The sequence below is a fragment of the Streptomyces sp. NPDC037126 genome (assembly GCF_055605965.1).
In genome coordinates this window covers 112,409-125,364 of record NZ_JBVJTD010000009.1, presented here as the reverse complement: position 1 = coordinate 125,364, position 12,956 = coordinate 112,409, and the positions used below count along the sequence as shown (strand labels likewise).

Below are 12,956 nucleotides of genomic sequence, written 5' to 3'. Positions count from 1 at the left end.
CCCGGCTAGCCGGCCGAGCCCTCGAGGGTCACGTCCGCGGCGCGGACGAACCCGACGCGGTGGCCGTACTGGATCTCGTAGTACAGGTCCTTGCCCACCACGACCCGGTGCGAGTCGGTGGTGAAGGTGACCGCGTAGTAGTACTCGCCCGGCACCTCGTCACCGACTACGTACCGCTGTCCGGCCGGGATCGTGTACGGCAGGGGCACCACCGACTGGGCGGGCACGCCCGCCGGGTACGCCTCCTTCTCCGGGTAGGCGCGGCCGTACACCGGGATGGTGGTGGCGCCGTCCTTCGGGGTCACCACCATGCCCTTCGCCGGCACCGCGGTCGGCGCCTTGCGCGGGTTCTCGAACCAGGCCTTCTGCCCCAGGTACCAGATGGCCGTCCAGTCGCCCCAGTGGTCCGCGACCGCGTACTGCTGGCCGGTGGACACCCGGGAGGACAGGTCGTTCACATCGATGGTCGGGGCCGCGTTCACACCGATGTCCTTGATCAGCGGCGCGTTCACGTCATGGTCGGAGTACAGCCGGACCTCGTCGGACCCATGTGCCGCACACGGCTCACCCGAAGCGGTGCAGCCCGTGTAGGCGGGCTGGTTCGCGGCGTAGTCCGGCAGGATCGTGACCAGCCCGCCCCGCTTGCCGGCCGTGCGCTCGAAGGGGTGGCCCAGCAGCTGGAAGTAGTGCCGCCAGTCCCAGTACGGCCCGGGGTCGGTGTGCATCCCCGGGATGGTGGAGGCGGTCGGCCCGGGCACGTTGTCGTGGCCCAGGACGTGCTGCCGGTCCAGCGGGATGTCGTACTTGGCGGACAGGTACTTCACCAGCCGCGCCGAGGACCGGTACATCGCCTCCGTGTACCAGGCGTCCGGGTTGGCGAGGAAGCCCTCGTGCTCGATGCCGATCGACCGGGCGTTGATGTCCCAGTTGCCGGCGTGCCAGGCCACGTCCTTCGCCTTCACGTGCTGGGCGATCAGGCCGTCGGTGGAGCGGACGGTGTAGTTCCACGACACGTACGTCGGGTCCTGGATCAGGTTCATCACCCCGTCCCAGGCGCCCTCCGTGTCATGGATGACGATGTACTTGATGCTCTGCGACACCGGGCGGTCACCGAGGTCGTGGTTGCCGTAGTCGTCGTTGCCGAACTGGGCGTACGGCGCCCAGACGGCCTCGCAGGACACCGACCGCGGGCACTCGACGCCGTCCGTGGGCAGCCCGCGCAGCCCGGCGCGGCCGAGCTGGGCGGTGTCGGCCCTCAGCCGGGGCTGGGCCGCGAGCGCGACCAGCTGGCCGTCGTCGGTGGTGCGCTGCTCGCCTGTGTGCAGCACGTCGTAGACGTCGTTCGCGTACGCCGCCGCGGTCGCCCTGTCGTCGGCGCCGGAGAAGCGCGCCACGGCGCCGTACCAGTCGGCCGGGTCGGCGCTCAGCGGCTCGCCCAGCTGCTTCTGCGCGGCGGCGAGCAGGGCGGCACCGCCGTCCACGTTCGCCGCCGGGTCGGTGCGCAGCCGGGCGGCCGGGATGCCGGTCAGCCGCGCGGCCCTCGGCAGCGTCTTCAGACGGGCCGGCAGCGCGGACTCGGCCGGCGGCCTGACGGCGGGGTGCAGGGCCGGGCGGGCGCTGTCGCCGCGGGCGTCCTCCGTGCCCTCGGCGAAGTGCTCCGTCGCGGCGATCGCGGTCCGGGCATCGGTGAGGTGCATCGGGCCGTAGCCGCCGGACACGCTGGGCGCGCCGGCGTGCCAGTCCCAGCGGGACTGGAGGTAGGAGACGGCCAGCAGGACGCTCTGCGGCACGTGGTACTCGGCCGCCGCGGAGGCGAACGCGTCCTGGAGCCGGGTCGCGGAGGGGGCGGTGGCGCTCGGGGCGGGAGCCGCGCCGAGCAGCGGCAGCAGCAGGGCCGCGGTGGCGATCGGGGCGGCGGCTCGCCGCAGATGTCTGTGGCCGGGGGTGGCAGTGGGATCGGTGGCGGAACCTCGCAATGCGGCCTCCTGTGACGGGCGGGCTTGGCGGGGCGTGCGGCGCCGAGCTGGGTCAGTGGTACCCGCTTGCCGACGATCCGTCAATGATGCCTTCAGGACGTTGATTTCCCACGTCACGGAGGGGTTCCGGCGAGTTTCGCGACGGCGGCGGGCGGGCCTGCGGAGCGTCACTGGAATACACCAGTGGCCACGGCCGGCGAACCGCCGGGAACACACGAAGGTCCGCGGTGCGCCGCCGCTCCGGGCGCACCGCGGAACCGTCGTCCCCGTCAGCGAGTGCCGACCGCCGCGCGGACGGCCCGGCGGGCCATCTGGCAGTCGTCGTGCAGCCGCCTGAGCAGCAGCCGCTGTTCCTCGCCGGACGGCGCAGCACCCGGGTGGGCCATACCCGGTGCCGCCGGGGCCGGATCGTGCATCGAACGCTGCAGTGCCGTCTCGTACGTGCGGATCTCCCGGGTCAGCAGGATCATCAGGTTCACCAGGAAGGCGTCCCGGGAGGCCGGGCCCGCCGACTGGGCGATCTGGCTGATCTGCCGCCGGGCCACCGGTGCGTCCCCGAGCACCAGCCACAGCGTCGCGAGGTCGTAGCCCGGCAGGTACCAGCCCGCGTGCTCCCAGTCCACCAGCACTGGACCGGCCGGTGAGAGAAGGATGTTCGACAGCAGGGCGTCGCCGTGGCAGAACTGGAGCATGCCGTGCCGGCCGACCTCGTGGGCGATGCCGTGCAGCAGCTTCTGCAGGTCGCCGAGGTCCCGGTCGGTGAGCAGGCCCAGCTCGTGGTACCGGGTGATCCGGTCGCCGTAGTCCAGCGGCCTGTCGAACAGGCCCGCCGGAGGCCGCCACGCGTTCACCCGGCAGATCGCGCCCAGCGCGGTCCGGATGTCGGCGCGCGGCGGCGCCTCCACCGGATGCCGCTGGAACGCGGCCACCCGGCCCGGCATGCGCTCGATCACCAGGGTGCAGTTGTCCGGGTCCGCCGCGATCAGCCGGGGCACACGGACCGGGGGCCGGTGCCGGACGAACGAGCGGTATGCGGCTATTTCGTGCCGGTACCGCTCGGCCCAGGCGGGCGAGTGGTCCAGCAGACACTTGGCGACGGCCGTGCTGCGTCCCGTCGTCCCGACGAGGAGGACGGACCGTCCGCTGCGCCGGAGCACCTGCACCGGGGCGAACTCCGGGCAGATCCGGTGCACCGAGGCGAGCGCGGTGCGCAGCTGCGCGCCCTGGGGGCCGGACAAGTCGAGTCTCCCGCTGAGCGGTTGGGTACCGGGCTGGCCCGGGATCCGCCGGGGCCGGCCCGCGCCCAGCACGGGGCCGCCCGGCCGCGCCGCCGGGTCGAGGTACGGCCCGCCACCCGCCGGACGGGAGCGCAGCGGCCGGGGCGGGGCGGACACGGAGGACGATGCTGCGTACATGGGAGATACAGATCCCTTCGTGTGCCTGCTGTGCCTGCCTGTAAGTCCTTGCGCACAACCCGGCCCGGACGCCCGGGCGCACCCTGGGGAATGCGTCCGTGGCACCGGGAGAACCAGGAGCCCCTGGAGAATCCAGGAAGCGAACCGGGTCGGGGTGGCGCATTCCTACCTGACACCCGTCGCCCAGTGGCACACCATCTGGCGGACCCTGGCGAACCGTGGCGAATAGTCGCCCGGCAACCTCCACGGGGCTACTGTCAAGTCAGCCGAGAACCTGGGGGCTTGACGTGAGTGGACAACCCAACACCCGCCTCGCGGACCTGTTCGGCCTGGCCGGCTGGTCCAAGGGCGAACTCGCGAGGCTGGTCAACAAGCAGGCGGCGGCCATGGGCCACCCCCAGCTGTCGACCGACACCTCCCGGGTGCGGCGGTGGATCGACATGGGAGAGATCCCGCGCGATCCGGTGCCGCGGGTGCTGGCGGCCCTGTTCACCGAGCGTCTCGGCCGTGTCGTGACCATCGAGGACATCGGTCTGGTACGGCACGGGCGTGCGGGGAAACGGCAGGGCGACGGGATCGAGGAACATCCCGACGGTGTGCCGTGGGCGCCCGAGCGGACCGCCGCGGTCCTCACCGAATTCACGGGAATGGACCTCATGCTCAACCGACGCGGCTTGGTGGGCGCGGGTGCCGCGCTCGCCGCGGGATCCACACTCAGCAGCGCCATGCACGACTGGCTGCACACCGACCCGGCCCTCAAGGCCGACGCCCCCGTCCTCGACGACCCCCTGCACGCCGACCCCGCCGGGTTCGACCGCTACGAGGCCGCCCCCATCGGGTCGCAGGAGATCGAGGAACTGGAGCGCTCGGTCGAGGTGTTCCGCGCCTGGGACGCGGCCCGCGGCGGCGGGCTCCAGCGCAAGGCGGTCGTGGGCCAGCTCAACGAGGTGGGCGGCATGCTCGCCTACCACCACCCACCCCACCTCCAGCGGCGCCTGTGGGGCGTCGCGGCCAACCTCGCCGTCCTCGCGGGCTGGATGTCGCACGACGTCGGCCTGGAGCCCACGGCCCAGAAGTACTTCGTCATCGCCGCCCACGCCGCCCGTGAGGGCGGTGACCGGCCCCGCGCCGGCGAGGCGCTGTCCCGGGCGGCCCGCCAGATGGTGCACCTCGGCCGGCCCGACGACGCGCTGGACCTGATGAAGCTCGCCCAGTCCGGTGCCGGCGACCGCCTGCAGCCGCGCACGAAGGCGATGTTCCACACCATCGAGGCCTGGGCGCAGGCGTCGATGGGCAAGGGCCAGGCGATGCGCCGCACCCTCGGGCAGGCCGAGGACATGTTCGTCTCCGACCGGGGCGAGGCCGAACCGCTGGACTGGATGCAGACCTTCAAGGACGAGGACCTGTACGGCATGCAGGCCCTGGCCTACCGCACACTGGCGGAGTACGACCCGAGCGCGGCCGCGCACGCCCAGTACTACGCGGAGAAGGCCCTGTCGCTGCGCATCGACGGCAGGGAGCGGTCGAAGATCTTCGACCATCTCTCCATGGCCTCGGCCTGCTTCATCGCCGACGACCCGGAACAGGCCGACCGCTACGCACGGCTGGCCCTGATGTCGATGGGCTCGAACTCCTCCCGGCGCACCTGGGACCGGCTGCGGCAGATGTACCGGCTCACCGCGGAGTACGCCGAATATCCGAGGATCCACGAGCTGCGCGAGGAGATCAGGCTCGTCCTGCCCAAGCCGAGGCCGAAGGGCGACGACAGCGCACAGGCGTAGGGGGCCCCTGCGCCTCGTACCCCGAGCCGTGTGACGCGGGGTGGGTCACCTGGCGCGGTGACCTCGGCTCATACGGTGACCTTGGCGACGAGCACGCACGCGTCGTCCTCGCGTCCGGACCCGCCGAACTCCTCGACCACCGTCCGCACACAGTCCTGCGCGGTACGCGCCGCGCCGAACCGTGGGGCGAGGCCGAGCAGGCGGTCCACGACGGCGGTTCCGCCGTGCCCGGGCACCAGAGCCGCAGTGTGCAGCAGGAGCAGGTCGCCCGGTTCCAGGGCCACTTCGGCCTGCCCGTAGACGGCGCCCGGGGTGGCGCCGAGCAGCACGCCGTCCGGCGCGCCGAGCACGCGCCCCGTCCCGTCGCGGTACAGCAGCGGGGCGGGGTGTCCTGCCTGCGCCCAGACCAGGGAGCGGGTCTCGGGCCGGTAGCGGCAGCAGACGGCGCTGCCGAGGGCGGGCTGCACGGTGGCGTCGAGTAACTGGTTGAGCATGGCGAGCAGTTGACCGGGCTGGGCGCCGGCCATCGCCATGCCGCGCACGGCGCCGAGCAGTGTCGCCATGCCCGAGGCGACGGCCACCCCGTGGCCGGTGAGGTCGCCGACGCTGAGCAGGGTGTCGCCGTCGGACAGCTCCAGCGCGTCGTACCAGTCCCCGCCGATCGGTGTCTCGCCGGCGGGCGGCAGGCGGTGGGCGGCGAGGTCCAGGGTCCGCGGCCCCTGGTGCGGGAGCCGCAGGGAGCCGCGCCAGGGCGGCAGCACGGCCTCCTGCAGCTCGGCCGCGATCCGGTGCTCGGTCTGCTCCCGGCTGCGATGGAGCCGCAGCGAGTCGCCCGTCTCCCGGACCGTGCGCTGGGTGCGCCGCAGCTCGCTGACGTCCCGCAGCACGGCCCACATCGAGGCGGTGCCGCCGTCGGCCCCGAGCACGGGCTCGCCCATCATGTGCACGGTCCGCACCGAGGTGTCGGGCCGTACGACGCGGAACTCTCCGTCGATCGGCTTGGCGTCGACGAGGCAGTCGGTGACCATCGCGGTCAGCGTCGACCGGTCCTCGTCCAGGACCATGGAGGGCAACTCGTCCAGGGTGAGGGCGGGTTCGTCCGGGTCCAGGCCGAGGATCCGGTACAGCTCCCCGGACCAGGTCGCCTCGTCCGTCAGCAGGTTCCACTCCGCGCTGCCGACACGGCTGAGCAGCGATCCGCGCGGGGCGCCGGCCGCGGCCGGCCGGACGGCGGGCTCGGCCGGGGCGGGCGGCAGGGGTGCCGGGCCGTCCCGCAGCTGGGCCAAGTGGGCGTCCAGGTCGTCCAGCTGGTGCAGGGCGAGGTCGTACAGGGCGCGCTGCCAGCGTTCCTCCGGGTCCCCTCCGGCGCCGTCCCGGGCGTCCCGCCGTACCGCGTCCACGTCGCCCTTGAGTCGCCGCGCCTGCGATATCAGCGCCTCGACCGAGCCGCGTCCGGGTGGCTGGGCGGCTGGGTGGTCCGCGGAGATGGGGGACGGCATTTCGCACTCCGAAGGGGAACGGTACGGCCAAGGAGGAACGGGGGGACCGCTACGACTTTCGCACAGCCCGCGACGCCCCGTAAGGGATTTGGCAACACACGATACGGTGGTGCTTTTGGCATATGCCAGAGTCTTTCCGGAGTGTTCCCGGGGTACGAATGGCGTACGCGTTCGACGTTTCAAGTCGTAGAAGCCCTACGGGAGTTGACCCATCCGATCGACTCCGATGCCGTGCCCAATCGGGTGTTCGACGCTCGTGTGTTCCATGATGCCGCCGACCGGCCGGTACGCATCGAACTCTGACCGGATTTGGCGGCATGCGAAGCGCCTCGACCGACTCCATAAAGGCATGGACATCAGCGTCGAACAGCCCGCCCACGCCCGGCTCATCACCGCGGAGGACCAGGAGATCCCGGTGACCGCCACCCTGCGCTACACCACCGACGATCCGCTGGCCGTCTTCCTGGACTTCCCGGCCGAGGCGTCCCTGGAGGGCGAGGAGGTCACCTGGACCTTCGCGCGCTCCCTGCTCGACCAGGGGCTGCGCAGCCCGGCCGGTCACGGGGACGTACAGATCTGGCCGTACGGCCGCACGCGGACCGTGCTGGAGTTCCACTCGCCGTACGGCCTCGCCCTGCTCCAGTTCCCCGCCTCCACGCTGCGGCGATTCCTGGTGCACACCTACGAGGTGGTGGCGCCGGGGCAGGAGGATGTGACGGGGGTGGTGGAGCGGGGTCTGAGCGCCCTGTTCGGCGGGGTCTGAGCAGCGCCCGGCATCTTTGAACTTTGTTCACCTTCGCCTCACCGCACGGGTATGGACCCTGACGATCACCGCGTGCACCCTGGCGCGCGGTGTGCCGCAGGGGCACTCCCGGGACGAGGACGGGGCGAATGACACCGATCAGCCGAAGAGGCTTCGTGGGACTGGGCGCTTCCATGGCGGCGGGGATGGCGCTCGGCGCCGGCACCCGCGCTTCGGCCGCCGCGGCGACCACGGCGACCGGCACGATCAAGGACGTCCAGCACGTGGTGATCCTCATGCAGGAGAACCGCAGCTTCGACCACTACTTCGGGCGCCTCAAGGGCGTGCGCGGCTTCGCGGACCGCAGCGGTATCAGCCTGAGCGGCGGCTACCCGGTCTTCAACCAGCCCAACGGCCTGGGCCGCCAGTACCCCTGGAAGCTCAGCGCCACCCCGTCCGCGGGCGGCAAGGACGGCGAGACCCTGGCGCAGTGCAACGGCGACCTGCCCCACTCCTGGTCCTCGCAGCACTCCGCCTGGAACAAGGGGCGCATGGACAACTGGGTCCTGGGCGTCGGCAACGTCCGCTCGCTCGGCTACCTGGACCGCTCGGACATCCCGTTCCACTACGCGCTCGCCGACAACTACACGATCTGCGACGCCTACTTCTGCTCCACCCTCAGCGCCACCGGCCCCAACCGCACCTATCTGTGGAGCGGCAAGGTCGACCCCTCCAGCTACGACGGCGGCGACGAGTCCGGGCTGACCTGGCAGAACTACGCCGAGGCGCTCCAGGCCGCCGGGGTGACCTGGAAGGTCTACCAGAACGCGGCGGACAACTACGGCGACAACGGCTGCGCCTACTTCAAGAGCTTCGCGGGCGCCAAGCCGGGCGACCCGCTGTACGACCGGGGCATGTCCTCGGTGCCGAGGGCGACCGGCTCGACCCCGGACGACATCGCGGCCGCCATCAAGGCCGACGTGCTCGCGGGCACCCTCCCGCAGGTCTCCTGGGTGGTGCCCAACCAGGCCTTCTCCGAGCACCCCTACGCCCCGCCCGGCGACGGCGCCCACTTCGTCAACCTCGTCTACCAGGCCCTCGCCGCCGACCAGGACGTGTTCGACTCGACGGTCCTGTTCCTCAACTACGACGAGAACGACGGCTACTTCGACCACGTGCCCCCGCCCGCGCCGCCCGCCGGAACGGCCGGCGAGTTCCTCAACGGGGTCCCGTACGGCTTCGGCTTCCGCGTCCCGATGATCGTCATCTCGCCCTGGACGCGCGGCGGCTGGGTGTCCTCCGAGGTCTTCGAGCACACCTCGGTGCTGCGCTTCCTGGAGACCTGGACCAACGCCCTCGGCAAGCCCGCCGGATGCCCCAACATCAGCGACTGGCGGCGCAGGGTGAGCGGCGACCTCACCGGCGTGTTCGACTTCGCCCACCCGGTCTACGGCCCGGTGAGCCTGCCCGCGACCAGTGTCATCGGCATCGACACCTGCGGCCCGCTGCCCAACCCGGCCCCGACGGACAACGCCCTGCCCGTCCAGGAGACCGGAACCCGCCCCGCCCGCGCGCTGCCGTACCAGCCCAACGGCTACCTGGACCACCTGGAGTTCGGGGCCGCCGGCAAGATCCTCGCCTGGTTCACCATGGCCAACCAGGGCGGCCCGGCGGCCCGCGCGGCCCACTTCTCCATCCACCCCAACGCCTACCGGGACACCACGCCCTGGCAGTACACGGTCGACGCGGGCGGCACCGCCTCCGACTCCTTCAACATCGGCACGGGCTTCGGCGGCGGCAAGTACGACCTGACGATGACCGGCCCCAACCGCTTCCTGCGCCGCTTCCAGGGCGACGCCGCCAAGGCGGGCAAGTCGGCGGAGGTGAGCTGCCGCTACGCCGTCGAGCCGGGCACCGGCAAGCTCGCCGTCTACTTCAAGATGACCAACTCGGGCACGTCCGCGGTGAAGTTCACCATCACCTCCGACCACTACCGCGGCGACGGCCCCTGGACCTACACCGTGGCCGCCGGCGCCTCGGCGGAGGACTTCTTCAACGCCGTCGCGTACCAGAACGGCTGGTACGACTTCACGGTGACCGTGGACTCCGACGCGACCTGGTCGCGCCGGTTCACCGGGCACCTGGAGACGGGCGCCGCCAGCGTCAGCGGCTGACCCCGGCGTACAGGTCCGGGCGCGGGACGAGGTCGACGGCCACCCGGCCGCCGGTCTCCAGCGCCCGGACCCCCGACTCGGCGACGGCGGACGCCGCGTACCCGTCGTACACGCCCGGGCCGGTGACCTCGCCCCGCCGGGTGGCGTCGACCCAGGCCTGCACCTCGCGGTCGTAGGCGTCGGCGAAGCGGACGAGATAGTCCCGCGCCACCTCCTCACGGGCGCCGCCCCGGGCGGTGACCACCATGGTGTGCTCGTCGCCGATCCGTGCGCTGCCCGCCTCGCACACGGCCTCGCAGCGCACCTGGTAGCCGAAGCCGCAGTTGACGAAGACCTCGACGTCGACCAGCGTCCCCCGCTCGGTCTCGAACAGCACGAACTGCGGGTCGACCAGCCCCTCGGGGGCGCCCGCCGAGGACGCCGGACGCAGCACGGTCACCGCCGTCAGCTCCTGCCCCAGGAGCCAGCGGGCCGCGTCGATCTCGTGCGAGACGGAGCTGTTGACGAGCATGGCGCTCGTGAAGTGGGCGGGGGAGGAGACGTTGCGGTGGGTGCAGTGCAGCATCAGCGGCCGGCCGAGGCCGCCGCCGTCCAGCAGGGCCTTCAGCCGCTGGTACTCGGCGTCGTACCGGCGCATGAAACCGATCTGCGCCAGCCGGCGGCCGAGCCGCACCTCGGCCTCCATGACCCGCACCGCGCCTCGCGGGTCCGGCACCATGGGCTTCTCGCACAGCACCGGCAGCCCCCGGGCGAACGCGGCGAGCAGGGCGTCCTCGTGGGCGGGCCCGGGGGAGGCGACGAGGACGGCGTCCACACCGGGGGCGTCCAGGGCGGCCTCCGGATCCGTGTGCACGGTGACGCCCGTGAGGCCCGCCACGGCCTCCTTCGCCCGCTCGGCGTCGGGATCGGCCACCGCCGCGACCCTGGCGCCGCTGACCACCCGGTCGAGGCGGCGTATGTGGTCGGCGCCCATGTGCCCCGCACCCAGTACCGCGACACCCAGCAGCTCACCCATGCGCTCTCCCTCTCGCCGACGATCACGCCGTAGCGTACGCCGACGAGAGAGCGCTTACTCCGGGGCCGGGGCCGGGCCGGTGCCGGAACGCCGGGACGGGGCGGGGGGTTCGGCACCGCGGGGTTCAGGACCGCGGGGGTACGGATTCGCGGGGGTTCAGAAGCGCAGCACTCCGGCGATCCCGTCCGCGTCGGCCAGCGCGCCGTCGGGCACGAAGCGGACGTCGGCGCCGGTCTCCAGGCACTGCTCCACGATCTCGTCCACGATGTCCTCGCGGGCGTCGAGGTCGCCGGCCTCGGCCGGCACCAGATGCTCGCCGAGGTCGCGGACGGTCGCGCGGTAGCCCTCCTCCACCGCGAGCAGCCGCACCCGGCCCTCCCGGGCGCTCTGCCACAGCTCGTCCAGGCCGGCCGCGAACATCCGGTGGCCGCGCGCCGAGGTCAGCTCCCGGACCACGGAGGAGGTGTCCTTCGACTCCTCCGCCTCCAGGACCGGCCGCACGGCCTGCCACACGGTCTCGGCGCTGGAGTGGGCGAGCCCGCCGTGCCGCACCTGCACGGCGGCCTTGGCGACGCTGCCGACCTCGTCGAGCAGCGAGAGCGCCGCCCGCTCCCCGGTGACGTACAGCGGCCGGGGCTGGTCGCGCAGGACCGTGCTCATCGCGGTGTCCGCCTCGCGCAGGAACTGGCGGGTGCCCTCGTCGCGGAAGGTGCTGGGCAGATCGCCGATGCGTTCCTGGCGCTCGGCGTCGAAGTTCGGCCGGCTGCGGACCAGCGGGAAGGCGCCGGCATGGTCCTCGACGACCCGGTCCGGGCCGCCGCTCCACAGCGTGACGCGGTCCGCGGAGACCGACATGACCCAGAAGGGCCGCTCGGCGGTGTGGGCGGCGACCAGGTTGCGGGTGAGGAAGGTGTCCGAGAGCACCACGCGCTCGGGAACGGCGCGGCCCAGTGACCAGACCTGGTGCTCACCCGGGGCGGCGAAGATCACCAGGCCGTCCTCGGCGTGCGCCAGGTCCACCTCGGCCAGCGCGCGGTCGAGCTGTGTCTCGACGTCGGCGCGGCGCTCACGGGTCACGGCGGGATCGGCCTCCAGGCGCTTCCTGGCCTCGGCCAGGACATTGCGCAGGCGGACCGGATCCTGGCCGCTCTCGGATCCGCGGCGATGCGTCGGCGTCAGCACGGACACCGCAGGATAGGGCCGCGGACGCCGCAGTTGGGCAAGGGTTGCGGGACTCAGTGCGTGCTCCATGACAGAACGATAGGACCGATTCACCTGTACGGCATTCGGGGTAATCCGGACCTGCCGAACTCACCCGAACTCCTTGCCCGGCTCCGGTGACTCGGGACCCCGCGGGCGGCTACCGTACCCGTCAGTAACCGGATCGGACCGGACCGCACCCCAGGAGGCCCCATGCCGCAGCTCGAAGTCGCCGGAGCGGCCCTGACGTACGACGACGAGGGCCCCCGCGACGCGGCGGACGTGCCCCTGGTGTTCGTCCACGGCTGGACCGCCGACCGGCACCGGTGGGACCACCAGATCGCCCACTTCTCCGCGGGACGCCGGGTGATCCGGCTGGACCTGCGCGGGCACGGGGAGAGCACCGGAGCGGGGGTGCGCACGATCGCCGAGCTGGCCGAGGACGTGCTCGCGCTCCTGGACCACCTCGGGGCCGAGCGGTTCGTGCTGGTGGGCCACTCCATGGGCGGGATGATCGCGCAGACCATCGCCCTCGCCCACCCCGAGCGGGTGGAGCGCATGGTCCTGGTGTGCTCGATCGGCCGGATGACCTACAGCCGCGGCCGGGGCCTGCTGATGGCGGCCTCCACGCTGGTGCCGTTCAAGCTGTTCGTCGCCGCCAACATCCAGCGTGCGTTCGCCCCCGGCTATCCGCGCGAGGAGATCCGCGCGCACATCCGCGCCTCCGCCGGCACCCCGCGTGAGGTCGTCATGACGCTGTACGGCGCGATGCGCGCCTTCGACCTGCTCGACCGCGCCGGCGAGATCCGTACACCCACCCTGATGGTGCACGGCTACCACGACGTCCAGCTGCCGGTGCGGCAGATGCTCCGGATGGCCAAGGCCTATCCGAACGCGGTCGTCCGGATCCTGGACGCGGGGCACGAGCTGCCCCTGGAGAAGCCGGCCGAGCTGACCGAGATGCTGGACTGGTTCCTGACTGCGAAGCTGTGACGGGCCGCGCCGTTTGGGGAAGTTTTTGCCCGTGGCCGGTTCCCGCCGCTCCCTGCCGGGTGGGACGGCGGATCCTCGATTTCGCGGAGGCAAAACACGGCCGAATCCATCGGGCGCACCAGGCAGGCCGGACCGCTGCCGCGTTGACCGGCACCGAGTGC

At 72.3% G+C, this 12,956-nt stretch carries 9 protein-coding genes; 4 read left to right on the top strand and 5 right to left on the bottom strand.

The window, feature by feature from the left end; translation table 11 throughout:
* Positions 1-5: 5 nt before the first annotated feature.
* Both ACZ7FF_RS21165 and ACZ7FF_RS21160 read right to left on the bottom strand, forming a co-directional pair.
* On the bottom strand, positions 6-1,976 hold the full coding sequence (locus tag ACZ7FF_RS21165) for an N-acetylmuramoyl-L-alanine amidase (protein WP_470813782.1): 1,971 nt from the start codon (positions 1,974-1,976) through the stop codon (positions 6-8).
* Between the two features lie 269 nt (positions 1,977-2,245).
* A complete protein-coding gene (locus ACZ7FF_RS21160; protein WP_470813781.1) occupies positions 2,246-3,391 on the bottom strand; it encodes an aminoglycoside phosphotransferase family protein in 1,146 nt (381 codons plus the stop codon).
* A 287-nt stretch (positions 3,392-3,678) separates the two neighbouring features.
* On the opposite strand from ACZ7FF_RS21160, the gene ACZ7FF_RS21155 reads away from it, so the two are divergent.
* Positions 3,679-5,172: a DNA-binding protein NsdB gene (locus ACZ7FF_RS21155; protein ID WP_470813780.1), complete on the top strand. Its 1,494-nt coding sequence runs from the start codon at positions 3,679-3,681 to the stop codon at positions 5,170-5,172.
* A gap of 68 nt (positions 5,173-5,240) precedes the next feature.
* Here ACZ7FF_RS21155 and ACZ7FF_RS21150 read toward each other — a convergent pair whose 3' ends face one another.
* Positions 5,241-6,671, bottom strand: coding sequence for a PP2C family protein-serine/threonine phosphatase (locus ACZ7FF_RS21150; RefSeq protein WP_470813779.1), 1,431 nt, complete (start codon positions 6,669-6,671; stop codon positions 5,241-5,243).
* A 349-nt stretch (positions 6,672-7,020) separates the two neighbouring features.
* Here ACZ7FF_RS21150 and ACZ7FF_RS21145 point away from each other — a divergent pair, with 349 nt between their 5' ends.
* Together ACZ7FF_RS21145 and ACZ7FF_RS21140 are read left to right on the top strand one after the other, a co-directional pair.
* Positions 7,021-7,434, top strand: a complete 414-nt coding sequence (locus ACZ7FF_RS21145) for an SsgA family sporulation/cell division regulator (protein WP_470813778.1) — start codon at positions 7,021-7,023, stop codon at positions 7,432-7,434.
* A 128-nt stretch (positions 7,435-7,562) separates the two neighbouring features.
* A complete protein-coding gene (locus tag ACZ7FF_RS21140; RefSeq protein WP_470813777.1) occupies positions 7,563-9,587 on the top strand; it encodes a phosphocholine-specific phospholipase C in 2,025 nt (674 codons plus the stop codon).
* Here the strand turns inward: ACZ7FF_RS21140 and ACZ7FF_RS21135 are convergent.
* Both ACZ7FF_RS21135 and ACZ7FF_RS21130 read right to left on the bottom strand, forming a co-directional pair.
* Positions 9,577-10,602 (bottom strand): Gfo/Idh/MocA family protein, encoded by a 1,026-nt coding sequence (locus ACZ7FF_RS21135; protein WP_470813776.1) that lies wholly within the window; start codon positions 10,600-10,602, stop codon positions 9,577-9,579. The genes ACZ7FF_RS21140 and ACZ7FF_RS21135 overlap by 11 nt on opposite strands.
* Positions 10,603-10,758: 156 nt before the next feature.
* Entirely contained in the window at positions 10,759-11,853 is a 1,095-nt protein-coding gene (locus tag ACZ7FF_RS21130) for a baeRF3 domain-containing protein (RefSeq protein ID WP_470813775.1), read from the bottom strand.
* A gap of 162 nt (positions 11,854-12,015) precedes the next feature.
* On the opposite strand from ACZ7FF_RS21130, the gene ACZ7FF_RS21125 reads away from it, so the two are divergent.
* Complete coding sequence (locus ACZ7FF_RS21125) at positions 12,016-12,795, top strand: alpha/beta fold hydrolase (protein WP_470813774.1); 780 nt, start codon at positions 12,016-12,018, stop codon at positions 12,793-12,795.
* Positions 12,796-12,956: the final 161 nt, after the last annotated feature.